This is a genomic window from Acetobacter tropicalis (assembly GCF_001580915.1).
Classification (GTDB): Bacteria; Pseudomonadota; Alphaproteobacteria; order Acetobacterales; family Acetobacteraceae; genus Acetobacter; species Acetobacter tropicalis.
Map to the genome: position 1 here is coordinate 1 of NZ_LHZQ01000180.1, position 24,882 is coordinate 24,882.

General features: G+C 53.3%; 21 protein-coding genes and 2 pseudogenes. 14 read left to right on the forward strand and 9 right to left on the reverse strand.

The annotated features are described in order from the left end of the window. Nucleotides 1-27: 27 nt before the first annotated feature. Nucleotides 28-192 (forward strand): annotated as a pseudogene (locus AD944_RS16275) (peptide-methionine (S)-S-oxide reductase); the annotation flags it as partial. A 10-nt stretch (nt 193-202) separates the two neighbouring features. Here the strand turns inward: AD944_RS16275 and AD944_RS04495 are convergent. The 5 genes from AD944_RS04495 to AD944_RS04515 are packed head-to-tail and all read right to left on the reverse strand — an operon-like array spanning nt 203 to nt 5,849. Next, nucleotides 203-1,558 (reverse strand): ABC transporter ATP-binding protein, encoded by a 1,356-nt coding sequence (locus AD944_RS04495; protein WP_045541976.1) that lies wholly within the window; start codon nt 1,556-1,558, stop codon nt 203-205. A 14-nt stretch (nt 1,559-1,572) separates the two neighbouring features. Beyond that, a complete protein-coding gene (locus AD944_RS04500; RefSeq protein WP_045541975.1) occupies nt 1,573-3,324 on the reverse strand; it encodes an ABC transporter permease in 1,752 nt (583 codons plus the stop codon). Next, entirely contained in the window at nt 3,321-3,800 is a 480-nt protein-coding gene (gene dut, locus AD944_RS04505) for a dUTP diphosphatase (RefSeq protein ID WP_035381924.1), read from the reverse strand. The genes AD944_RS04500 and dut overlap by 4 nt, the downstream gene beginning before the upstream one ends. 22 nt (nt 3,801-3,822) lie before the next feature. Continuing rightward, complete coding sequence (coaBC, locus tag AD944_RS04510; RefSeq protein ID WP_045541974.1) at nt 3,823-5,061, reverse strand: bifunctional phosphopantothenoylcysteine decarboxylase/phosphopantothenate--cysteine ligase CoaBC; 1,239 nt, start codon at nt 5,059-5,061, stop codon at nt 3,823-3,825. Between the two features lie 5 nt (nt 5,062-5,066). Beyond that, nucleotides 5,067-5,849 carry a class I SAM-dependent methyltransferase gene (locus AD944_RS04515; RefSeq protein ID WP_035382050.1) on the reverse strand — a complete coding sequence of 261 codons (783 nt, stop codon included), beginning with the start codon at nt 5,847-5,849 and terminating at the stop codon, nt 5,067-5,069. A 29-nt stretch (nt 5,850-5,878) separates the two neighbouring features. Here AD944_RS04515 and mutM point away from each other — a divergent pair, with 29 nt between their 5' ends. The 6 genes from mutM to gyrB all read left to right on the forward strand — a co-directional run bounded on the left by mutM (nt 5,879) and on the right by gyrB (nt 13,923). After that, complete coding sequence (mutM, locus tag AD944_RS04520) at nt 5,879-6,718, forward strand: bifunctional DNA-formamidopyrimidine glycosylase/DNA-(apurinic or apyrimidinic site) lyase (RefSeq protein ID WP_045541973.1); 840 nt, start codon at nt 5,879-5,881, stop codon at nt 6,716-6,718. A 130-nt stretch (nt 6,719-6,848) separates the two neighbouring features. Then, nucleotides 6,849-7,118, forward strand: coding sequence for a 30S ribosomal protein S20 (rpsT, locus tag AD944_RS04525; protein WP_035381918.1), 270 nt, complete (start codon nt 6,849-6,851; stop codon nt 7,116-7,118). Between the two features lie 330 nt (nt 7,119-7,448). Beyond that, entirely contained in the window at nt 7,449-8,891 is a 1,443-nt protein-coding gene (gene dnaA, locus AD944_RS04530; protein ID WP_035381917.1) for a chromosomal replication initiator protein DnaA, read from the forward strand. 145 nt (nt 8,892-9,036) lie between these two features. After that, complete coding sequence (gene dnaN, locus AD944_RS04535) at nt 9,037-10,161, forward strand: DNA polymerase III subunit beta (RefSeq protein ID WP_035381915.1); 1,125 nt, start codon at nt 9,037-9,039, stop codon at nt 10,159-10,161. A gap of 111 nt (nt 10,162-10,272) precedes the next feature. After that, the gene (recF, locus tag AD944_RS04540; protein WP_045541972.1) at nt 10,273-11,382 is read left to right on the forward strand and encodes a DNA replication/repair protein RecF; all 1,110 of its coding nucleotides are present in this window, start codon (nt 10,273-10,275) and stop codon (nt 11,380-11,382) included. Nucleotides 11,383-11,481: 99 nt separating this feature from the next. Then, the gene (gene gyrB, locus AD944_RS04545) at nt 11,482-13,923 is read left to right on the forward strand and encodes a DNA topoisomerase (ATP-hydrolyzing) subunit B (RefSeq protein WP_045541971.1); all 2,442 of its coding nucleotides are present in this window, start codon (nt 11,482-11,484) and stop codon (nt 13,921-13,923) included. Nucleotides 13,924-14,044: 121 nt separating this feature from the next. Here gyrB and kdsA read toward each other — a convergent pair whose 3' ends face one another. From kdsA to tpiA, 4 genes are all read right to left on the reverse strand, one after another. After that, nucleotides 14,045-14,881: a 3-deoxy-8-phosphooctulonate synthase gene (kdsA, locus tag AD944_RS04550; protein WP_045541970.1), complete on the reverse strand. Its 837-nt coding sequence runs from the start codon at nt 14,879-14,881 to the stop codon at nt 14,045-14,047. Continuing rightward, complete coding sequence (locus AD944_RS04555; protein WP_045541969.1) at nt 14,878-16,509, reverse strand: CTP synthase; 1,632 nt, start codon at nt 16,507-16,509, stop codon at nt 14,878-14,880. The genes kdsA and AD944_RS04555 overlap by 4 nt, the downstream gene beginning before the upstream one ends. Nucleotides 16,510-16,647: 138 nt before the next feature. Further along, a complete protein-coding gene (secG, locus tag AD944_RS04560; RefSeq protein WP_045541968.1) occupies nt 16,648-17,007 on the reverse strand; it encodes a preprotein translocase subunit SecG in 360 nt (119 codons plus the stop codon). 26 nt (nt 17,008-17,033) lie between these two features. Continuing rightward, nucleotides 17,034-17,774 (reverse strand): triose-phosphate isomerase, encoded by a 741-nt coding sequence (tpiA, locus tag AD944_RS04565; protein ID WP_045541967.1) that lies wholly within the window; start codon nt 17,772-17,774, stop codon nt 17,034-17,036. A 221-nt stretch (nt 17,775-17,995) separates the two neighbouring features. Here tpiA and AD944_RS04570 point away from each other — a divergent pair, with 221 nt between their 5' ends. The 7 genes and pseudogenes from AD944_RS04570 to AD944_RS04600 all read left to right on the forward strand — a co-directional run. Next, nucleotides 17,996-19,912: a peptidylprolyl isomerase gene (locus AD944_RS04570; protein ID WP_045541966.1), complete on the forward strand. Its 1,917-nt coding sequence runs from the start codon at nt 17,996-17,998 to the stop codon at nt 19,910-19,912. Next, entirely contained in the window at nt 19,909-21,447 is a 1,539-nt protein-coding gene (gene trpE, locus AD944_RS04575; protein WP_045541965.1) for an anthranilate synthase component I, read from the forward strand. The genes AD944_RS04570 and trpE overlap by 4 nt, the downstream gene beginning before the upstream one ends. A gap of 53 nt (nt 21,448-21,500) precedes the next feature. Beyond that, nucleotides 21,501-22,097, forward strand: a complete 597-nt coding sequence (locus AD944_RS04580) for an anthranilate synthase component II (RefSeq protein WP_045541964.1) — start codon at nt 21,501-21,503, stop codon at nt 22,095-22,097. Nucleotides 22,098-22,100: 3 nt separating this feature from the next. Beyond that, entirely contained in the window at nt 22,101-23,225 is a 1,125-nt protein-coding gene (gene trpD / locus AD944_RS04585; RefSeq protein ID WP_045541963.1) for an anthranilate phosphoribosyltransferase, read from the forward strand. Further along, nucleotides 23,222-24,094, forward strand: coding sequence for an indole-3-glycerol phosphate synthase TrpC (trpC, locus tag AD944_RS04590; RefSeq protein ID WP_373317177.1), 873 nt, complete (start codon nt 23,222-23,224; stop codon nt 24,092-24,094). Before trpD ends, trpC begins: the two co-directional genes overlap by 4 nt. 1 nt (nt 24,095) lies before the next feature. Beyond that, on the forward strand, nt 24,096-24,575 hold the full coding sequence (moaC, locus tag AD944_RS04595; protein WP_082741186.1) for a cyclic pyranopterin monophosphate synthase MoaC: 480 nt from the start codon (nt 24,096-24,098) through the stop codon (nt 24,573-24,575). Nucleotides 24,576-24,702: 127 nt separating this feature from the next. Next, nucleotides 24,703-24,882 (forward strand): annotated as a pseudogene (locus AD944_RS04600) (pyruvate dehydrogenase (acetyl-transferring) E1 component subunit alpha); the annotation flags it as partial.

Genomic DNA, 24,882 nt, shown 5'->3' on the forward strand with positions numbered 1-24,882 from the left:
GCTGCTGCAGACTGGATCAAGTGCTAACAGACCCTAGTCACAATAATAGCTCCTCTTACAACATTCTGGCCTGCAGAGAAGATGCATCATGATTACTATGAGCAGAACCCCGGAACAGGATATTGCGCAGCTGTTATTGCTCCCAAGGTAGCAAAAATGCGAAAAGTCTTTGCTGCTCGTTATGCTCTCTAAAATAAGTCAACTATTCTACACCGTCATCTTCCAAAAAGAATCGATCGCCTTCTTCGTCAAAGTCAAACAACTCGGCAAACCGAGCCCAGCCTACAACCGTCTGCAATGTTTGCCGGGCATAGTCCGGCGACATGGAGACTTCCAACTCATCACGGAAACGTTCAGCATTCGCTGTATGAGAGGGGCGTTCGTCTAGCACGCTCCGAATCATCTTGACCAATGGAACGTGATGGATGAGCGCATGGCCCATTATGGCTTTACGCTCTTCCAGATCACTTAGAACAAAATGTACACCTTCGTTGGTTAAAAGGATGTCACCGTCTTCAAGCTCAGCAAGAGCCAAGAGCTCTAACGATTCACCTAGTGGGAATAGATCATCCAGTTCAAGCTGTAATTTTTCGGCCAACATGGGCAAATCTGCCCGGCCGTTGAGGGGAGGGGCTGCCAATGCTTCCATCATACCAATCATCATGGTGATGGAAACTTGAGGAAGAGCCCTCAAAAGAGGGGCAGCCTGCGCGGATTGACCTTGGCCGGCGGCAATATCAGCTTCCGAAATGATGGGGGCGCGTTGCGTCATAAGAGCGTAGATATGATCCACAAACTGCCGGAAAGCAGCATCCTCTCTATTCCGAGGATGCGCAAAAGGCACTGACAGAATGTGCGCTATCCGACCGGGATTAGAGGAAAAGATCATAATCCTGTCACAAATCAGGACAGCTTCCTCAATATTGTGCGTAACCACCAACATGCCCTGGACGGGCAATTTTTTTTCAGCCCAGAGTTCAACCAGATCCGTACGCAGGTTCTCGGCTGTAAGAACATCCAGAGCAGAAAAAGGCTCATCCATCAAAAGAAGATCAGGCTGCACCACCAAGGCTCTGGCCAACCCAACCCGCTGTTGCATCCCGCCAGATAGTTCCTTGGGCCAAGCGTTTTCATAGCCACCCAGCCCAATCAGATCGATGGCGCTTTCCACCAAACGATCACGTTCGGCCCCATGAATGCCCTTGGCCTCCAGACCAAGCGCTACATTCTCCTCTACCGTCATCCACGGAAAGAGCGCGAACGATTGAAACACCATTGCCACACCGGGCTCCGGGCCTTTCAATGACTTTCCCTGCCACAGCACATCTCCAGACGTGGGAGAGAGAAGGCCTGCCAGAATGCGCAAAAGAGTGGATTTGCCTGACCCAGAACGACCCAGCAAGCCAATAATTTCTCCTGCATGCAAGGAGAGACTCACATCATCCAGAACCTGAAGATCAACTGCACTATCTTTGTGATAGGCTTGAGAAACGTGCCGCGCCTCTATCAGAATAGCGCTTTTTGCACCTTCCTGAGCATCAGGAAGAGGGGAGGTCATGTACCGGTTCCTGTCTAGCTGAATTTGAGCCTGCGATAAGCGTATGCTGAAAGAGGGCGCCAGACCACCCAGTTCATGGTCATCACGAAAAGAGACATAACGACAACGCCAAGCACCACTCGGCTAACAGATCCTTCCACTGTAGCTTGGGCGATATAGCTACCAATTCCGTGCGCCTTGAGAGTAACGTCTCCCCATTGCGCCATTTCAGAAGCAACGGCTGCGTTCCACGCTCCGCCAGATGCCGCCATCACGCCAGTGAGATAATAAGGCACAATGCCGGGCAGCATGATCTTGCGCCACCACAACACGCCGGAAACATGAAAGTTACGGCCAACTTCTAATAATGAACCCGGAAAGGTAGAGGCCCCTCCTATCACATTAAAGAGAATGTACCATTGCGCTCCCAGGATCATAAGAGGTGTCAGCCAGATATCAGGCACGAGCTGAAAATGGATGATAGCGACCACAAAAATAGGGAAAAACAGATTTGCGGGAAAGGCGGCGCAATATTGGACAACAAGCTGGGCACGACGTGCACGCACAGAGTCAAGCCCAAGCCAAACCCCTATCGGCACCCAGATCATGGATGCCACACAAACCATACTCACCACACGCAACAGGGTGATGCCACCAAGCAGGAAAACATGAAAAATTTGTTCTGACGTATAGAACGCAGAAGCATAGCTCCATGCCTGCTCTAGGGCGACCAAAAAGATACATCCCCAGATCCCCCACCATAACCACCGCCCTGCATCAGATAACCTCGGTTGCGCCGTAGGCACAAAGCGCCTTCCAAGTGGTAGCATGCCCACTTTGCGTCCTGCCGCCAGCAGCATGCCACCACACACACTCAACAGCCGTGTGTGACGCAACAACTTGAGCGTCCACGGTTCGGGTGCCGCGGCACCTATCGAGGGAGTAACATCTAGCCGAAAGCGGGTTGCCCAAGATGCAAGAGGCCGGAACACTATCTGGTCGTAAGCAAGGATAGCCAGCAGCATAGCTATGATCGCAGCGAACACTGCTCCAATATTTCTCTGGCTAATGGCTACGCCCACATAAGCGCCAATACCGGGGAGAACAATGTGGGTATTTCCAACAGTAATAGTTTCCGAATACACGACCATAAACCAGCCGCCCGCCATGGACATCATGGAATTCCATACCAGTGACGGAATGGCACAGGGAACTTCCAGCCGCCAGAATTTCTGCCAACTTGTCAGTCCGAAGCAGCGTGCGGCCTCCTCTAACTCCTCAGGCACGCTTTTAAGCGACTGATACATGCCCATAGCCATATTCCAAGCCTGGCTGGTAAAAATCGTGAAGATGGCAGCTAATTCGGCACCAAGCACGCGCCCCGGAAACAATCCGAGAAAAAAGGTAACCGTAAATGTCAGAAAACCAAGAATGGGGACTGACTGCAAAACATCCAGCAAAGGCACCAGAACATGTTCAGCCCTTCGGTTTTTAGCCGCCAATGTTGCATAGCAAAATGTAAAAACAAGGGAGAGTGCTAACGCTGCAAACATCCGCAACGTTGTACGCAGAGCATAACCGGGCAACCACGCAATATTAAGATGTAAAGGGGCCACAGCCGGAGATGAAAGCGGCGCAAGCATATGTCGCACCGAATTTCCGACCAAAATGGCAGCCCCGATCACACAGACCAATAAGACTGCATCAACACTGTTCAAGTGACGGATGGAAAGGGGAGAGGAAGATGCTGGGGATCGAAAAGAAGTCTCTGGTCTGGTCGCCGTCATGGCAGACCTGTTCCTGTACTGCCAAAGCCCCCACTACCGCGTTCGGTTTCATCCAGTTCCGTACATTCCGTCCAGGAAATACGCTCAACGGGAGCGATAACAGCCTGAGCAATACGCATGCCACGCTCAACCGTAAAAGGTTGCTCACCAGCATTCAGCATGATCACCCCCACTTCTCCGCGATAATCTTCGTCAATTGTACCGGGAGAGTTGGGGAGAATAATGCCGTGCTTCAGCGCAAGACCAGAGCGAGGACGAATCTGCAATTCATAGCCGGGAGGCAAGGCAATACGTAGGCCTGTTGGCACCAACGCTCGTCCTCCGGAAGGCAGGGTTAAGGGCGCATCAAGCGCTGCAACAATATCCATGCCCGCAGCCCCGGCTGTAGCGTAAGAAGGCAGGGGAAGGTCTTGGGCATGCGCAAGACGCTGCACCCGCACTGTAAGGCCGGCATTCCGGGAATCAAGTGCGGGCATGTAGGTATACTCCATCTGTAGTTTAAAAGTCAGATGTACTACAAAACCAATCCATAATGGAGATGGCAAGCCTGCGAGCCACTTCTTCTTTTGTCATGCGTGGCCAGTACTCCACACCCTGAGGCGTTATAAGGAGAATCTGGTTTTCGACACCGCCCATTACACTCGCGGCTGGGCTGACATCATTTGCCACAATCCAGTCGCACCCTTTGCGGGCCCGCTTTGCCACGGCATAGGCTTCCACGTTTTCCGTTTCGGCGGCAAACCCCACAACCAGACGCGGACGATGTGCGGACGGCGCGGAAAGCTCCGCAAGAATGTCTGGATTGGCCACCAAAGAAAGAGGCGCAGGAACATCATCCCGATCTTTCTTTTTCATCTTCTGGTCAGCTTCAGAAGCGGGCCTCCAGTCAGCCACGGCCGCAGTACAGACTGCGACGTCCTGAGGGGGAAGACGCATAACTGCCGCCTCCATTTCCCGGGCTGTCTCACAGGAAATCAGGGTAACGCCAGCAGGAGCCCGTAATGCTGTCGGACCACTAACCAGCGTTACATCCGCACCCAAGTCGGCTAGCGCGTCCGCAATGGCATAACCCTGTCGCCCGGAAGAACGATTGGCCAGATAACGAACTGGATCAATTGGTTCATGCGTAGGGCCGGCCGTCACTACAATTTTCTTTCCGGCCAAAACCGCTTCGCCGTGACGTACACGCTGGCGGAAAAAACCGATCACAGCGTCTTTTATATCATTGGGCTCGGCCATACGACCCACCCCAAATTCTCCGCAAGCCATTCCTCCTGCCACAGGAGAAACCAAAAGCACACCTCGTTTAGCCAATATCGCCATATTGGCCTGTGTGGCAGCATGCTCCCACATGCGCACATTCATGGCGGGCACAACCATGACGGGGGCATCTGTTGCCAGAAGAACCGTGCTGGCCAGATCATCCGCCAGTCCATTAGCCATTTTTGCCAAAAGATTGGCTGAGGCAGGGCACACCAGAATAAGATCAGCAGATCGGGAGAGGGCAATATGGCCCATCTCCTGTTCTGCTGTCAGCGAAAAAAGATCTGTATAAACAGGCTCTCCGGTCAAAGCCTGTAAGGTGAGGGGGGTCACAAACTGGCTCCCCCCATCCGTCAGCACGCAACGGACCTGCACGTTACCACTCGTGAGCAGCCGTATGAGTTCCGGCGCTTTGAACGCAGCGATACTCCCGCTCACAATCAGCAGAACGGAACGGTGATGCTGCTCAGTCATGAGTTTTACAGACGCCAGCCGGAATGGATGGCTGCAATCCCCCCGGAAAGAGACTGATAGCGGACATGAGAAAGACCAGCTTCACGGAACATATCTGCCAGCGTTTCCTGATCCGGGAACATACGGATGCTTTCTGCCAGATATTGATAGCTGTCCCGGTCTTTTGCGATCAGATTGCCCATGGCAGGCAGGACCTTGAAAGACCATGCATCATAAACAGGAGACAGAGCCGCAACCTGAACGCGAGAAAACTCAAGGCACATAAAACGTCCCCCCGGTCGCAGTACGCGACGTGCCTCGCGGATAACAGCCAATTTATCCGTACAATTCCGCAACCCGAATGCAATTGAGACACGGTCCACGGACATATCTTTAAGTGGGATAGCTTCGGCATCCACCACACAAAAGGACAGATCAGATACAAAGCCTCGGCTCAGGGCGCGATCCCGCCCCACGGAGAGCATGCTCGCGTTGATATCGGTCATAATGGCAGGACCACCGCCACCCTTGAGCCATCCGAAGGTAATATCTCCCGTGCCGCCAGCCAGATCCAGCAGGGAAAGCCCAGGCTGTGGGCCAAGTTCCGTCACGAATATCCGTTTCCAGACACGATGGATGCCCAAGGACATCAGATCGTTCATGACATCGTATTTTCCCGCCACGCTATCAAACACAGCGCGGACGAGGGGCTTCTTTTCTTCCTTCCGAACAGAACGGAAACCAAAATCAGTTTCTTCAGCGTGCGGAGCAGAAGACACAGGGGAGGGCGCAAAGCTATTGTCGGTCATGACCATACCCTATACCCTGCTTTTCACTCATGCCGGAACTCCCTGAAGTCGAAACCGTGATGCGTGGTATGCAGATTGCTCTGCAAGGCCGCGTTATTCAGACAGTCATCATTCGTAGACATGATCTGCGATGGCGGATTTCCGCCGATTTTTCGCAGCGTGTTTCCGGACGGAAAGTTATCGGCTTTCGTCGTCGCGGGAAATATATTCTCATGCGACTGGCAGGAAATCTCTCTGTGATCCTCCATCTGGGCATGTCGGGACGCATCATTCTCGATTCTAGCGGACCACCAGTACCTCATGAACATGTGGTATTTGTCACTGACGATAAAAAAAGATGCGCCTTTGTCGATCCTCGCCGTTTTGGCATGATTGATGTAGTCCCGACGCAGGCTGAAGATACGTATCGGCTTCTTTCTGGTATGGGTCCTGAACCACTGGAGGCCGACTTTTCGCCGGCAACACTGCAAAAAAGCTTCGTCCGTAAAAACGCCTCGATAAAAACCGTGCTGCTTGACCAGAAAGTTGTTGCCGGCCTGGGGAATATCTACGTGTGTGAAGCCCTGTTCAGAGCGCGCATCCACCCCGACACACCAGCCGGAATTTTAAAGAAAAAACAGATCACCCTTCTGCACAGCGCCATCCAGACCGTTCTGACAGAAGCCATTGCCGCAGGCGGCTCCAGCCTTAAGGATTATGTCAGGCCAGAGGGAGGGTTAGGTTATTTCCAGCATGCGTGGAAAGTGTACGGACGCAAGGGGCTGGCATGCCCGGACTGTCCCGGCCCTCCTAAATGTGCAGGCGTGCAGCACATGACACAGGCTGGACGTTCAACCTTTTTTTGCCCGCTTCAGCAGGAAAAAAGGTAATTTCAGCCCCCTTCTTCCCCGAACATACTTGACTACGGCTGCCTCTCTGGATTACAGCACCGCTACTCTTTTGGCCGACGTAGCCTTGCTGCGACGGCGTTCATTTTTTGTGCTGGACAGAATAGAACTCATGGCGAATATCGCTTCAGCGCGTAAGCGCATCCGGCAGACCGCTAAGCGGACTGCTCGCAACACTGCTCGCAAGTCTCGTATGCGCACCTTTATCAAGAAGGTGGAAACCGCCATTGCAGCTGGCAATCAGGAAGAAGCACGGGAAGCGCTACGTCTAGCTCAGCCGGAAATCCAGCGTGCGGCAACCAAGGGTGTTGTTCATCACAACACTGTGGCGCGCAAGATTTCTCGCCTGTCTGCTCGCGTTAAGTCTCTGGCCACTGCCTGAGATCAAAAAGGCTTTTAAGGCCTTTTTATTGCGCTTTGATAAAGCCGAATCATCGCTGGGTGGTTCGGCTTTGTTTTTGTACACCACGCAGTCAAGCATGGCTGAAATGATCTGGCATGAAGATAGATTTTCGTTGCCCGAGCGTGAGCCTTACATTACTTTCCGCTGATAGTCTCAACGCAGGAACAGCGTGCTGTCTGCCTGTCTGGCCGCTTTATTCTAACGCGGCATGAGATTTGCCGGAAAAGGCTGCCTGGTTGTCGCGCAAGTGGCACCCTTATCGTAAATCATACGCGGCCAACCGCGTTTTATGACCGCTCGGGAGTATAGATGACAATCGGAGTGGACGATGATGAAAGCGCCTTCTCACGCATGGATGACAGCAAGCCTGTTGAGGAGTCATGGCTTCGTATCTGCTCAAAGCTGAAAGGGGAGGTCGGTGAGGTTGAATACCGCACATGGCTGACCAAAATTGCACTCGGCCCGATTGACGGGGACGAGATCACTCTCCTTTTGCCTACCCGCTTCCTGCGCGATTGGGTGCGCAGTCAATATGGCGACCGCCTGAGCGAATTGTGGAATCAGGAAATCTCTTCCATACGCCGGGTAGAACTTCAGGTTGCCCGCCCCGGAGATCCGGTTGCGCCGCCTATCATGCTGGATGAACCTACCACACAAGCTGCACCGCCCCCGGCAACCGGAAGCATCTTTGAGGATACACCGCGCACCGCTCCTGAAGTGAAAAGTGATATTGTCGCCTCTCTGGATACGCGCTTCACGTTTGATACATTTGTGGTCGGCAAACCAAACGAATTTGCTTATGCTTGCGCGCGTCGCGTGGCAGAAAAGCCGTCCAGTGTTGGGTTCAATCCTCTATTTTTGTATGGCGGTGTTGGTCTAGGCAAAACGCATCTGATGCACGCAATCGGGGCTGAACTGCTCCAGCGCGGGAATGTCTCTGTGGCCTATATGTCGGCAGAAAAGTTCATGTATCGGTTTATTGCCGCCATCCGCTCCCAGTCCACTATGGAGTTCAAGGAACAGCTTCGCTCTGTAGATGTGCTGATGATTGATGATCTCCAGTTCCTGATCGGCAAGGACAACACGCAGGAAGAATTCTTTCACACCTTCAATGCGTTGGTGGATGCAGGACGGCAGATAGTGGTGTCTGCGGACAAATCACCGTCTGACCTTTCTGGCCTTGAAGACCGACTACGAACCCGCCTCGGTTGCGGTATGGTGGCTGACATTCATGCCACAACCTTTGAACTGCGTATCTCCATTCTGGAAGCAAAGGCTGCCGCATCAGGCGTGGTTGTTCCTGCGAAAGTTCTGGAGTTTCTTGCCCACAAGATCACATCGAACGTGCGAGAACTGGAAGGCGCCCTTAACCGCCTGATTGCGCATGCCAACCTGTTTGGCAGACCTGTGACGCTGGAAGCCACTCAGGATGTGCTGCATGACATTCTCAAAGCGCATGATCGCCGTGTCACCATTGAAGAAATTCAGAAAAAAGTGGCGGAACACTGGAACATCCGCCTAACTGACATGTCATCCGCTCGCCGAGCCCGGGCCGTGGCGCGCCCACGGCAGGTTGCCATGTATCTGGCCAAACAACTGACCAGCCGTTCACTTCCGGAAATTGGGCGCAAGTTCGGCAACCGTGACCATACAACAGTCATGCATGCCGTTTCCCGCGTTGCCGAACTGATGGAACGGGATGCAGCATTTGCGGAAGATGTGGAGCTGCTACGGCGTATGCTGGAGAGCTGATTTTTTCAGTTTTTTCCGATGCTTGCTGCCGTATTTTCAGCCCGTAAGGATTGACTGATTTGAGGCGGCTGATAGGTTTTGGCGGAATGATTTTCAGGCTCCCATGAATTCCCGCCGGGAGCTGGCACGCAGGGAAGAGGCATAGATGAAGTTTTCGGCTGAGCGCACAACACTGCTCAAGGCTTTGGCGCACATCCAGAGTGTGGCGGAAAAGCGCAATACCATTCCCATCCTTGCCAATGTCCTTATTCATGCGGCAGATGGGCAACTGAGCCTGAAGGCCACGGATATGGAAATCGAGGTGGTGGAGGTTATTCCTGCCACCATTAAGCGGGAAGGGGCGACCACTGCTCCCGCGGCAGTTCTCTATGAAATTGTACGTAAATTACCAGACAACGTGCTGGTGGAACTGGATCAGGCCGATGGGGACACCCCATTGCAATTGCGGGCTGATCGCTACGCCACAAGACTAAACGTTCTGAGCGTGGATGATTTCCCTTCAATGGGGGCAGGTGATCTACCATGCCGCTTCAAACTGAATGCGGGCGTTCTCCGTTCCCTCATCGATAGAACACGCTTCGCCATTTCTACGGAAGAAACGCGTTACTATCTGAACGGTATCTTTTTCCATGCTGCTGATGCGGATGGTATTCCACTGCTACGCGCCGTAGCAACAGACGGCCATCGTCTTGCTCGTGTGGAAACGGACCTGCCGGAAGGAGCTGCTGAAATGCCGGGCGTTATCATCCCGCGCAAAACAGTAGCGGAACTGCGCAAGTTGATTGATGAAGCCCCGGAAGAAATTGAAGTGGCCCTTTCTGAAACGCGCGTGCAGTTCACTGCCGGTTCCATCATGCTAACATCCAAGCTGATTGATGGCACGTTTCCGGAATATGACCGCGTTATCCCGCGTAACAACACCCGCATCCTTCGTGTTGGGAAGAAAGATTTCTCTGATGCCGTGGCACGCGTGGCGGCCATCAGCCAAGAACGCTCACGGCCTGTCAAGCTGACACTGGAACCCGGCCTTCTCACCCTTTCCGCCAGCAGCCCGGAGCAGGGAGTAGCCAAGGAAGAACTGGACGATAATCGAATTTCCTACGATGCAGAGGCTTTGGAAATTGGGTTTCAGGCCCGCTACCTGAACGATATCACCGATCAGGTCGAAAAAGAGGTGGAGTTTGCATTCTCGGATAGTGCTGCCCCTACCATTGTGCGTGATGTTGATAGTCCCTCGGCATTGTATGTGCTGATGCCGATGCGCGTCTGATCCTGCCCCTGAATGCGCGCCATTGCATGATCCTTTCAGAAAGGAAAAAGCTGCTTATGGCGCGCTCGCTCCCTGTTGGGAGTAGCCTCAAGTGTTAGCCGGGTAATCTTTATGCCCCGGCTGCTCAAACTGACCCTCACCCATTTCCGCAATTATACCCGGCTGGTCTGGTCACCTGAACGTCCTCTCGTTGTCCTCACGGGGGAAAATGGGAGCGGTAAAACCAATCTACTGGAAGCTCTTTCTCTCCTCGCTCCTGGTCGCGGGCTCCGTCGGGCCCCCTTAACAGAACTTGCTCAAAGCGGCGAAACGGAATGGGGTGTATCAGCCCGTCTCCTCCAGAATGCGGAAACCCTTGATCTTGCGACAGGGGTGACTGCTGGCAACGCCACTTCCAAACGCACTTATCTGCTCAATGGACGCGTAGCCCGCACTCAGGGAATTATCGACGAAGCACTCTCTGCTGTGTGGATAACCCCTCAAATGGATCGGCTCTTCAGCGAAGGAGCTTCCGGACGCCGCCGTTTTCTGGATAGATTGGTGATGGGTGTCACCCCGGATCATACCCGCCAACTACTGGCGTATGACCGAGCCATGACACAACGAAACAAACTGCTCCAAACCCGATATTCTGAACAAAGCTGGCTCTCTGGATTGGAAGCTTCCATGGCACGCCACGCCATAGCCATTGCAGCCGCACGGGCTGATCTAGTGCAGCATCTGAACCAGTTTTCCCAAACCAGCTTGGGAGAGTTTCCCGCCGCCACTCTCGTTCTGGACTGCGAACTGACAAAGCAACTTGAACACCACCCGGCTTTGGGAGTGGAAGACTGGTTCAGAGAGCAATTATCCTCAACCCGAGCACAAGACCGTGAAAGAGGGCGCACAACCAGAGGTCCGCATCGTAGCGATTTTTCCCTGTCTGATTTCACAACGGGCCAACTGGCTGCAACAGCCAGCACCGGTCAACAGAAATCCATGCTGCTTGGCGTTGTGCTCGCTCATGCCCGGCTCGTCACAGACCACAGGGGGACGGCTCCTTTGCTTTTGTTAGATGAGCCTCTTGTGCATCTGGACCAGAAACGACGGGGCGCACTGATGGAAAATCTCCGGTCTTTTGACACCACCGCTATCCTGACCGGAACAGACACGGCTCCCTTTGCGCCATTACAGGACACAGCACAGTTTATTTCTCTGAAAAGTGGTTATTTTCTGCCATAAAGAGAGAAATGCCGCCTTACAATCTGGCCTCAGTGGAATGGCCGGAGTATAAGGATTCAAACAGGTTTTATTCTTTCTTCGCCGGAGTACCCTTCGCTTATGACTGACCTTTCTCAGCCCACGCCATCTGCCGGTATGGAAGAAGAATATGATGCAGCCTCAATTTCTGTTCTGAAGGGTCTGGACGCCGTACGCAAACGGCCTGGTATGTATATCGGTGACACGGATGATGGCTCCGGCCTGCACCATATGGCGTTTGAAATTATTGATAACGCCGTTGATGAAGCACAGGCGGGCTACGCAACCGAATGCGTTGTCACCCTCAATGCGGATGGAAGCGTAACCGTGCGGGATAATGGGCGCGGCATTCCCACGGACATTCATTCAGAAGAAGGGATCAGTGCGGCCGAAGTCGTTCTGACCCGCCTTCATGCGGGCGGCAAGTTCAACCAGAACTCCTACAAGGTTTCAGGCGGACTCCACGGTGTGGGGGCGGCTGTTGTCAACGCGCTTTCAGAAAAGATGGAAGTGCGGATATGGCGTGGCGGGCTGGAGCACGTTATCCGTTTCCAGCACGGCGAGCGGGAAGGGCCTCTGGAAGTTGTCGGCCCCTCAGAGCATGAGCGGGGAACCCAAGTTACCTTCAAGCCAAGTAATCAGACTTTCCCCAAAACAGAATTTGATTTTGTTATTCTGGAACGCCGCCTGCGGGAGCTGGCGTTCCTCAATTCGGGCATGAAAATCGTTCTACGGGACTACCGAACTGAGGAAAAGAAAGAAGAAACTTTCTATTACGAAGGTGGGCTTGAAGCCTTTGTGGAATGGCTGGACCGGGCGCGTACGCCTCTCGTCACCCCCCCTATTACGGGCAGCCTGGAAAATCCTGAAAACGGCATTAAGGTTGAATTCGCCCTGACATGGAACGACAGTTTCCATGAAACGATGCTGTGCTTTACCAACAACATTCCCCAGCGGGACGGGGGAGCACATCTGGCTGGTTTCCGGCAGGCATTGACCCGCATTGTTGGCAAATATGCTGAAAGCATTGCCAAGAAGGATGCTCACTCCCTTGTTGGGGAAGACATGCGCGAAGGACTGACGGCAGTTCTTTCTGTAAAAGTCCCTGACCCCAAATTTTCTTCCCAGACCAAGGACAAGCTCGTTTCCTCTGAAGTGCAGCCCGTTGTGCATGCTGCGGCTGCCGACATGATTGGTCACTGGTTTGAAACGCACCCCAAGGAAGCCAAAATTGTGGTTTCCAAAGTACTGGATGCCGCTTCCGCTCGTGAAGCCGCCCGCAAGGCACGCGAACTGACGCGCCGCAAAGGGGTGCTGGATATTTCCTCTCTTCCGGGCAAACTGGCTGACTGTCAGGAACGATCTCCTGAAAAAGCTGAAATCTTCATAGTGGAGGGTGATTCTGCAGGGGGGACGGCTAAACAGGGCAGGGACCGGCGTTTTCAGGCGATCCTGCCTCTCAAGGGTAAAATTCTGAATGTTGAGCGGGCTCGTTTTGATCGGATGCTCGGCTCAGCTGAAATTGGCACCCTGATCACCGCACTGGGCACCGGTATCGGCCGAGGTGAGGCTGATCAGGGCGGTTTTTCCATTGAAAAGCTCCGCTATCATCGCATCGTCATCATGACAGACGCCGACGTGGATGGTTCTCACATCCGCACCCTTCTTCTGACTTTTTTCTTCCGTCAGATGCCGGAACTGATTGAGCGCGGCTATCTCTACATTGCACAGCCGCCGCTTTACCGCGCCAAACGAGGGAACGAGGAGCGCTATCTGAAAGATGATGCTGCTCTCGAACAGTATCTGCTCGATAAAGCCCTTAACAACGCACTCTTCGTTTATAGCGACGGACGCGAAGTGAAAGGTGAGCCTCTGGCCGCAGACCTGCCATTTATCCGACAGGCTACTCAGGCCATCACGCGTCTTGCCAATAAAACTCCTAATTGGATTATTGAGCAGGCAGCTCTGGCGGGCGCCCTCACGTCAGATCTTGCAACGCTTCAGAACCAAGTTCCTGATTTACAGAAACGACTGGATGGAGCATCAGCAGAAACAGAACGGGGCTGGAAAGCCGTCGCCAGTGACGACGGGCTGGAACTGGCACGTAATGTTCGTGGCGTAGGTGAAGTATACCGCATTGATCCAGCAGCACTAAGCAGTAACGATGCACGCTGGCTCACAAATCAGCTTGAACGGTTACAGAAAGACTTCGGCACAGGCGTTATTCTGCGTCATGAAACAACTGAAGCCTCTCTTGCTGGCCCGTCAGAACTTTACACTCGCCTTCTGACTCAAGGCCGCCGCGGCCTTGCCATTAACCGCTTCAAAGGGCTCGGTGAAATGAATGACGAGCAGCTTTGGGAAACTACGTTGGACCCTGCCATGCGTACACTTCTACAGGTCAAGATTGGCGATGTAGAAGAGGCTGGCCAAGTATTCACCACGCTTATGGGTGACGTAGTGGAACCACGTCGCGATTTTATTGTTGGCAATGCGCTAAAAGTCGCCAATCTGGACGTGTAAGACAGGTAAGCTAATCAACGGTGTAATAAAAAAGGAGGCTCACAAGCCTCCTTTTTTATTGGAATATTATGTATTTAAGGTCGCTATCTCATTGGAATGTAATGAGTTTCCTAAAATAGAATCAGGCTAGACTTTTGATAAATCCATCAATTTTTTTAAACTGTGCCAACAAATCTGGTAGTGATTTTATGGGCAACATATTAGGTCCGTCGCTGGGTGCCTGATCCGGGTCTTCGTGCGTTTCAATAAAAAGGGAAGCGACCCCTACAGCCAGGGCGGCACGAGACAGAATAGGGGCAAACTCCCTTTGACCACCAGATGTTCCACCCAGCCCGCCTGGTTGCTGAACAGAGTGCGTGGCGTCATACACAACTGGGTAGCCAGTTTCCGCCATGATCGGCAAGCCGCGCATATCATTGACTAAGGTGTTATAACCGAAGCTTGTGCCACGCTCGCACAGCATGATGCGCTTATTACCTGTAGAGGCAATTTTGGCGGCTACGTGTTTCATATCCCACGGAGCCAGAAACTGTCCCTTTTTCACATTGACCACAGCTCCTGTCTGGCCAGCAGCCAGAAGCAGATCTGTCTGGCGACATAAAAAAGCTGGTATCTGCAATACATCCACAGCTTCTGCTACCGGTGCACATTGGTCAGCCGCGTGCACATCCGTCAGAACCGGTAATTTCAGCGTTTCACGAATATCCGCCAAAATACGCAGACCGTGCTGCATCCCGACCCCACGCGCACTGGACAGGCTGGTGCGGTTCGCTTTGTCATATGAGCTTTTATAAATCAGCCCAATTCCGGCAGCTTCGCATATCTCTTTCAGCGCAGTTGCCGTTTCCATGGCATGCGCTGCGGATTCAATCTGACATGGCCCTGCGATCAACACAAAAGGCTGATCATTGCCAACCGTCAGAGAATTGATCTGAAAATTATGATTGGAGATGCTCATACCAACCGGGCTTTTTCAAGAGCCGCCCCAACAAAGCCGGAGAACAACGGATGCGGCGCAAAAGGACGAGACTTGAGTTCGGGATGATACTGTACAGCCACAAACCATGGATGATCAGGATATTCGACCACTTCAGGCAGAATACCATCAGGAGAGAGACCAGAAAACTTCAGGCCAGCCTTTTCCAGTTGATCACGATAGTGAATGTTTACCTCGTAACGATGCCGATGCCGCTCCCGAATAGACGTCGCGTTATAGATTTTTGCAACGCGAGATCCATCCACCAGGGAAGCCGGATAAGCCCCAAGGCGCATGGTTCCGCCAAGCTCACCCCCTTCACTCCGACGCAGGCGCTCAGCACCACGGGCCCATTCGGTCATAAGACCAACCAGAGGCTCTTTGGTATAACCAAACTCGGTTGAGGAGGCATCAGACAAGCCTGCCAGATTACGAGCACATTCAATAACCGCCATCTGCATGCCAAAGCAGATCCCCATAAAGGGAATTCCATTTTCACGCGCATAACGAATGGCCGCAATTTTCCCTTCTGATCCCCGCTCACCAAATCCACCAGGCACAAGAATGCCATGAGCACCCGCCAGCCGATCAAGGGCACCATCTGATTTTTCAAGCGCTTCCGCTTCAACCCAATCCAAGGTCACTTTGACCCTATGAGCAATCCCACCATGCAGCAAAGCTTCGTTGAGGGATTTATAGCTATCCAGCAGGGCAGTATATTTCCCCACTACCGCAATACGCACTTCACCATCCGGGTGACGAATGGCATCAACAATTTTACTCCATCCGGCTAAATCTGGCTCTTCTTCAAAAGGCAGACCGAAGTATCTGAGAACTTCGTTATCCATACCTTCTGCATGATAGGAGAGTGGGCAGGAGTAGATTGTATCTACATCACGCGCAGCAATAACGGCTTCGGGACGCACATTGCAGAAATTTGCAATCTTACGGCGTTCCGTGTCGGGAATGGCGCGATCACAGCGGCACAGCAGGATTTGCGGCTGAATCCCTACATTCTGCAATTCCTTTACAGAATGCTGGGTCGGCTTTGTTTTCAGCTCACCCGCAGAAGGTATCCACGGCAGAAGTGTCAGATGCACCACCATGGTCTGCGCCTGACCCAAGTCATTCCGTAGCTGACGAATGGCCTCCAGGAAAGGAAGGCTTTCAATATCCCCTACGGTGCCACCAATTTCGACCAGGACGAAGTCAACATCATCCGTATTCGCGACAACAATATCCTTAATGGCGTCCGTGATGTGCGGAATAACCTGAACCGTCCCCCCTAGGTAATCGCCACGCCGCTCCCGCGCGATCACATCGGAATAGATCTTGCCAGTAGTCGTGTTGTCTTCCTTGGTCGCATTGACGCCCGTAAACCGTTCATAATGGCCGAGATCAAGGTCTGTTTCGGCCCCATCATCCGTCACAAAAACCTCACCATGTTGGTAAGGGCTCATGGTGCCGGGATCAACGTTCAGGTAGGGATCCAGCTTGCGCAGCCGGACCTTATAGCCCCGCGCCTGCAGGAGAGCCGCAAGAGCAGCGGACGCAATGCCCTTTCCGAGAGAGGACACCACACCACCGGTGATAAATACAAAACGGGTCATGGACAGACTTCCTACACGGACAGAACCGGGTGGGTAAAGGTGGACACACGAATTCCTCCGCAGCTTTCAACAAGCGCAGAGGAATAGAGGCAACTCATCCCTCCAATCCTTGTGGGAATGGAGGGAGAGGAATTCATTTTATGGCTTGGAAGGTTCAGCAGCCTGCGGGGCTGGCTGAGCCGGGGCAGGGGAAGCAGAAGGCGTTACAGCTGGAGCGGAAGTGGTTGCAGCCGGAGGCTGCGCCAGAATATCGTGCCCGTCTCCACTCACAGCGCCACGGTTAAGGACTGCCAGAACGAGCGAAAGCAACATAAACAAACCTGCAAGAACAGCCGTGGTGCGTGTCAGCAAATTAGCCGTACCACGCCCGGACATGAACGCTCCCATACCCTGACTGCTGCCAATTCCCAAGCCACCACCTTCACTGCGCTGAATAAGCACAGTGCCAATCAAGGCAATGGTAACGCAAAAATGCAGAATCAGCAGGGCAGTGGTCATGGTGTATTCCAGGTAAAATGCTGAAATCAGGCAGCAGAAGCTGCGCCGATAATGGAAAGAAACGCCTCGGCCTTCAGGCTGGCACCCCCAACAAGCGCTCCTGCTACATCCGTAATGGCCAGAATGGAAGCCGCATTCTTATCATTAACCGATCCGCCATACAAAATTCTTATTGTCTTGCCGGCTTCACCAAACTGACGAACCAGCTCCTCACGCAGGAATTTCATGGTTTCGGCAATTTCATCGGTTGTTGCGGCCCGGCCCGTCCCGATCGCCCAGATTGGCTCGTAAGCAAGAATACCTGAAAATCCATCAGGCAGAGACCCTTTGATCTGCCACCCCAGCGTATCAAAATGTTCACCACTATCGCGCTGATCTTCTGTCTCGCCAATACACACGATAGGTGTCAGTCCTGCCTTGCCTGCGGCCACCGCTTTTTCCCTAACGGTTTCATCCAGTTCACCATGTTCCTGCCGCCGCTCGGAGTGACCGAGAATAACGTAGGACACGCCGAGATCCGTCAGCATGGAGGCGGAGATATCACCCGTATGTGCGCCAGAGACATCCTTATGGCAATCCTGAGCGCCCAAAGCCACCGCAGTCGGCTTCAGGGCATCGCTCAACAAGGCCAACTGAGTAAAGGGTGGGCAGACCACAACATCCGGCACGGACGGGGGCAGACCTGCTAGCAGAGCTTGCACAAGCGCCTGCGAGTCACGGCTAGTGCCGTTCATCTTCCAGTTGCCGACGATAATCTGTCTGCTCATGTCCGCTTCCTTACCCTGATTGCACATATAGCCAAGAGGAGACCCTATGCTTGCACCACACGCTAAACCATACAGTTGCCCTGTGGGGCAAGATGCGACTGGTGAGTTTCCTCGCCAGAACACCGTTACGGCTAGTCAAGTGAGCGCCAGATGCTTATGGTGCCGCGTTTGCGGCATGCCTGTGGCATGGTCTCCTGATTTTTCTACGGATCCTTGGGTTCATGATTTCCTATCTGCGTCGTGTTTTTGTTGAATCCTGGCTGGGGCGTGTGTCGGCCATTGTCATTTTCCTGGCTTTTATTGGCTGGGGCGTGGGCGATGTTCTGGGCTACATGGGCACCGAAACCGATGTGGTCGCCAAAGTTGGGCAGAATCGTGTCAGTTCGACAGATCTGGGTCAGGCTTTCCAGGCGGAGCTACCTGCCATCACCAAGCAGATGGGGGTTTCCGATCCGTCTCAGATACCTCCGGCTATGCGTCGGCAGGTAGCACATCAAATCCTGCAACGGCTGATAGGGCAGGCTGAACTTATGGAAGCCGCACGTCACCTGAATGTAGCTGTGCCTGATAGCGCCGTGCGGGATGAAGTCTTCGCGCAGCCCTATTTCAAAGGGGCAAACGGACAGTTTGACCGGAATATTTTCAATGCGCGGTTGAGGGAGCACAACCTGAATGAACAGCGCTTTCTGAACATGATCCGCGATGACCTGACGACGCGCACCATTCTTCAGCCCATCGCTCAAGCAGCCAGCGCGTCCGCCACCATGGCGACACGCCTGTCCGCCTACGGATTACAGACGCATGTGGTGGATATGCTGCGCATCCCGTTTGCGGAGCAGCCAACGCCCGCAACGCCTGATGATGCCGTATTGCAGCGTTTTTATTCGAACCATCCCTGGCTTTTCCGCTCCCCAGAACTACGCCACGCCCGCATTGTTGTACTGTCCCCCGCCACGGTAGCCGACACAATTATCGTGGATGATAAGGATCTGAAGCGCGTCTATGAAGAACAAAGCACGCGCTATAATGTGCCCGAAACCCGGGATGTTCAGGTTGTCACCCTCACAGATGAAAGTCAGGCCCACACGGTTGCCTCCTTGTGGGAAAAAGGGGCTGACTGGGAAGCTGTTCAGGCCGCCGCCAAAGGCGGCGCATCTGTTGAAATGCCGGGCGCACGCCCTTCCACCATTCCATCCGAAACACTGAGTAAAGCTATTTTTGCTGCTCCTCTTTCCTTAGTGCAGGGTCCACTCAAAACAGAATCTGGATGGGTTGTGTTCCGGGTGAACAAGGTCATCGCCCCGAAAAGCACATCCTTTGAAAACGCCAAACAGGACATCCTAAACCAATTCCGCAAAGCACAGGCTCCAGCCGTCGTCAGCGCACGGAGCCGCCAGCTTCAGGATGCCATTGCAGGTGGGGGGCTGGATTCCATTCCCACTGACCTTGGCGCGGCCGCTGCCGCCGGAACACTGGATGCTCAGGGCAATACGCAAGACCGACAGCCAGCTCCGCTTCCTGCTTCAGGCAAGCTGCGTGACGCCATTTTGCAGAAAATTTTCTCCCTACCCAAAGGAAACCAGCCCAATCTTATGGAAGGCCCGGATAACAGTTGGTACGCTGTTCAGGTTGATACCATTACACCAGAATCCCCACGCACGTTTGAACAGGCAAAAGCAGACGTTCTGGCCGCATGGCAGGCTGAAGCCCGAAAGCACGCTGCGGACGAGCATGCAACCAGCCTGTATACGGCAGCCAGAGGCAAAGGGGGGATCACCAATGTCGCTGGCGGTGCCCCTATTCAGCGTGACCTCTCATTTTCACGCACAGCGCCCAACGAGGCCATTCCTTCTGAACTGATGAACTACCTCCCGCAAATGAAAGCTGGGCAGTCCATCATGGGTGAAGATGCTTCGGGTTTTCTGGTGGCAACAGTCACCAAGGTATTCACGCCAGACCCGAAAGCAGATCTGGTTGCTTTCCAGCGCGTGAAAGATGCTCTCAGCCAATCAGAAGGAGATGACCTTGTGGCCTCCTATGTCGATGCCTTGGCAAAGCACACACCCCCTAAAATTGATGAACGAGCCGTCAGCGCAACACTTTCCTCTCTTGGCTTTGATGGAACGGCAGAGCAATGAGCGTGACCGCACGGATTGCCGCATCTCCCGCCCGCCATGAAGTTGAGGCAAGATGGCGTGAAGGCAAGGGGTCTGTTGTTTTTTCCGTAGAGCCTGCAGATCTGTTAACACCGGTTTCAGCCTATATCCGGCTGGCAAACTTTAACGGCGTGGATGGACGCTACACGCTCCTGCTGGAAAGCGTGGAAGGTGGCGTATCACGCGGGCGCTACTCGGTTATCGCTCTCAAACCGGATCTGATATGGGCGTGCCATGACGGCGCTGTCACACTGGACACAAATCCAGATAACCCTGATCAGCCTCCCATTCCCAGCGACAAACCTGCTTTGGAAAGCCTCCGATCTCTGATCCACCAAACACGCATGGATCTGCCGGAAGGTCTTCCACCAATGATTGCTGGCCTGTTCGGGTATCTAGGTTACGATATGGTTCGTCAGATGGAGCGTCTCCCGAACGCCCCTGCGGATGATCTTGAACTTCCCGAAGCCATTCTGATGCGGCCCGGCCTGTTCGCAATCTTTGACACCGTAAGCGATGAGCTCATTCTGGCTGCACCAGTTCGTCCCCACGTAGGTCAGACCGCGAATGAGGCGTGGGAGAAAGCACACGCCTTGTTAGGGCAGGCTCGAACCTGCCTGAATGGCGCATTGCCAGTCACCCAAACTGAAACAGCCACAGCTCCGTTTGAAGCGCCAACCTCCACTTTTACCAAGGAGGAATTCTGCGCATCTGTCGAACGTATTCAGGACTATATCGCCGCAGGTGATGCTTTTCAGGTTGTGCCCAGCCAGCGCTTTTCGTCGCCATTTCCGCTGCCTTCTCTGGCATTATATCGGGCATTACGTCGCATCAATCCGGCACCATTTTTGTTCCATCTGGATTTTGGCACATTCTCTCTTGTGGGCTCTTCTCCAGAAATTCTGGTGCGCCTGCGCGATGGGAACATGACGGTGCGCCCCCTAGCTGGCACGCGCCCCCGCGGGAAAGATGCGGAAGAGGATCTGCGGCTCGAACAGGATTTGCTGGCAGACCAGAAAGAACTCGCTGAGCACCTGATGCTGATTGATCTGGGCCGCAATGATGTCGGGCGCGTTTGCTTGCCCGGCTCAGTCAAGGTTACGGAACGGTTTGTTATTGAACGCTTTAGTCATGTCATGCACATCTCTTCCAATGTGGAAGGACGTATTCGTCCTGATCTGGAAGCTCTTGATGCATTGGTTGCAGCATTCCCGGCAGGAACTCTTACCGGCGCGCCAAAAATCCGTGCCATGGAAATTATTGATGAAATAGAACCGACACGTCGAGCAACATATGCTGGATGTATTGGTTATTTTGGTGCAGGCGGAGATATGGATACCTGCATCGGATTAAGAATGGCCGTTGTCAAGGATGGCATGATGCACGTTCAGGCCGGCTGCGGTGTGGTAGCCGACAGCGTGCCTGAAGCAGAATATGAAGAAACCCGCCAGAAAGCACGGGCTGTCTTCCGTGCAGCCGCAGAGGCCGTGCGTTACGCAAATCAACAGGGAAATTAAGGTCTCGCTCTATGCTATTTGACCCGAAGGCAGCATAAGGCCATCATATCATCATGATCCTTCTGATCGACAATTATGACAGCTTTACGTTCAATCTTGTTCACTATCTTGGTGAACTGGGTGAAACGTGTGACGTCCGCCGGAATGATGCCCTCACTGTAGAAGACGCCCTTGCGCTTCAGCCTGATGCCATTGTTCTTTCTCCCGGCCCATGCTCTCCTAATGAAGCAGGCATATGCTGTGACCTGATTTCACACGCAGCCAACACTATTCCCATTTTTGGTGTCTGCCTGGGCCACCAAGCCATCGGGCAGGTATTTGGCGCGAGCGTGGTGCGATCACCCGTTCCCATGCACGGTAAGGTGAGTCCCGTTTTTCATAATGGAGCGGATGTTTTTACCGGGCTGCCCAATCCATTCAATGCGACCCGTTATCACAGCCTCACACTGGAGCCTGCTAGCATTCCGGACATACTGGAAGTAACGGCGTGGACAGAAGACGGGGTCATTATGGGAGTGCGGCATAAGCAATACCCTATCTCAGGTGTGCAGTTTCACCCTGAGAGCATTGCCTCTGACTGTGGCCATGATCTTTTGCGCAATTTTTTAAAACAAGCCCGGACATGGGCCTCTAATAAAGCCGCTGCCTGATACATGCCAGAAACCAATTTGTCCCTGCAAAGTGCTCAACAGGACGACTTTTTTTCCACTATTCTAACAAAGTTGGGTGACGGCGCGAAACTGACGGCTCTGGAAGCAGAAGAAGCCTTCGGGGCCATTGTTGACGGAAGCGTTTCATCAGAGCGTATTGCCGCTTTCCTAATGGCCTTGCGCGTCCGCGGTGAAAGTCGAGATGAATTGCTGGGTGCCGTTACTGCTCTGCGCACCCGAATGCTGCCTGTGCCCCATGCACCTGTGGACACAATAGATGTCTGCGGAACAGGTGGCGATAATTACGGCACATTAAACGTCTCTACCGCAACAGCCTTCATTTTGGCCGCGCTGGGCATTCCTGTAGCCAAACACGGCAACCGAGCAGTTTCTTCACAGTCAGGCGCTTCAGACGTACTGGCAGCTTTAGGAATACCGCTCTCCCCAGATCCCCAGCTTTTATCTGCTCAACTCCAAAAGCATCATCTGGTTTTTCTCGCGGCACCGCACCATCATCCCGCCATGCGTCATGCTGCCCCGACGAGAAAAGCATTAGGAGTCCGTACGCTTTTCAACCTCATCGGTCCCCTGGTGAACCCGGCAGGAGTAAAGAACCAGCTTGTAGGTGTGTTTTCTGAGGCATGGCTTTCTATCATTGTGGATGTGCTGGCACAGCTTGGATCGGAGCGTGTCTGGGCTGTCTGTGGCCAACCCGCAGAAGGAGGGCAGGGGATAGACGAAGTAACCTTGGCTGGTCCTACCAAGATTATTGCCCTTGAAAACAGGCAGAAAAAATCCCTAATTCTGGAACCCGGGATGGCAGGCTTTTCTGTTGCGCCTATTGCAGCCATCAAGGGTGGAAATGCTGCTGAAAATGCCGCAGCGTTGGAAGCGCTTCTCCGTGGCGCGCCGGGACCTTACCGTGATACTGTTCTCTTGAATGCAGCCTGTGCGCTCCATGTAGCTGGACGCAGGACAATTCTGCGGGGATCAGAAATTGACACGCAGGCACTTCGGGAGTGCATTGTGGAAGTCAGTCGCCCGCTCGCCGATGGCACAGCACTGGCTGTGTTGAATGGTTTGCGTACGTCATCTTCTGAGACGCATGCTCAAAACGTGACAGGATGATTATGAACGAGATACCCAATTCAGCCGCAAATGCAGTGACTGATGCTGAAGCATGTATCAAGGCGGAAGAACAGCCTGATGTGCTGTCGCGCATTGTCGCGCGGACAAGAGTTGAGGTTGAGCACCGTTCAACCCTTCTGCCCCTCAAGGAGATCATTGCCAGAGCGCAGGAGAGTAAAGATGCTCCTCGCGGCTTTGGGCGAGCTCTGAAGGAAAAGGCTGCTGACAGGACCATTGGCCTGATTGCCGAAATCAAGAAGGCCTCTCCTTCTGCTGGTATCTTGCGAGAAGAGTATGATCCTGCACGCATTGCCGCCAGCTATGAGCAGGCAGGAGCGGCTTGCCTTTCTGTTCTGACAGAAAGTTCGTGCTTTCATGGCCAGAACGAAGATTTGCAGATTGCTCGGGCTGCCTGCTCTCTGCCGGTCCTCCGCAAAGACTTCATTCTTGATCCCTGGCAGGTTTATGAAAGCCGGATGCTGGGCGCTGACTGTATCCTGCTGATCATGAGCATTCTGAAAGATGAAGAAGCTCTAGCTCTCGTTGATCATGCCAAAGGTCTTGATATGGACGTTCTGGTTGAGGTGCATGATGAAGACGAACTCAACCGCGCTTTGGCGCTAGACACTTTCCTGATTGGCATAAATAACCGCAATCTCAAAACATTAGAGACCAATATTCAGACAACGCGTGAACTGGCCCCGCTTGTGCCACCTGACAGAATCATTGTCTCTGAAAGTGGAATCAAGACGCATGCAGACGTTATGAAACTGGCGGAAATCGGCGCAACCGGCTTTCTTGTCGGGGAATCCCTCTTGCGCACACCTGATCCCGGCAAAGCGGCACGGGCTCTTCTCGGATTTGCCTGAAGTGACGAACCCTTCCCACCTCACTCACCTGAATGAAGCAGGGCAGGCGCGTATGGTGGATGTTTCCACCAAACATGCAACCAAACGAAAAGCCATTGCCTGCGGTGTGGTGCAGATGAAAAGCACCACACTGGATCTCATTACGTTAGGCACTGCTCCGAAGGGAGATGTGCTCGCCACAGCACGTATTGCAGGCATTATGGCTGCAAAAAAGACGGCGGAGATCATTCCTCTGTGCCATCCGCTGGCGCTAAGCAGTGTAACGGTGGATCTGGTTCCTACAGATAACAAGATTGAGATCACGGCCACTGTTGTTACAACAGGGGCAACTGGCGTAGAGATGGAAGCGTTGACAGCGGTATCTGCTGCTGCGCTGACCCTCTACGATATGTGCAAGGCCGTTGATCGGGGTATGCTGATTACCGACATTCGCCTTCTTCATAAAAGTGGCGGTCAATCTGGAGACTATCACGCCCAGTAAGTCTATCAGGAACAAGACATTAGATGCTTCGCAGATAACCAGTCCGGTCTTTATATGACAACCTCATGCTCACAAAAGACAGTGCTGTAGATCTTTGAGAACACTCAAAACATAAAAGGAAAAGCCCATGGAGGCGGGTAAGACTATTGCTCAGAAAACTGGTGGGAACGGGCCATCCCTGACCCGGGAACAGTTCACGCAAGCGTTTCATGATATGCTGCTTATTCGCCGATTTGAGGAAAAAGCCGGGCAGCTTTATGGCATGGGTCTGATTGGCGGTTTCTGCCATCTGTATATCGGTCAGGAA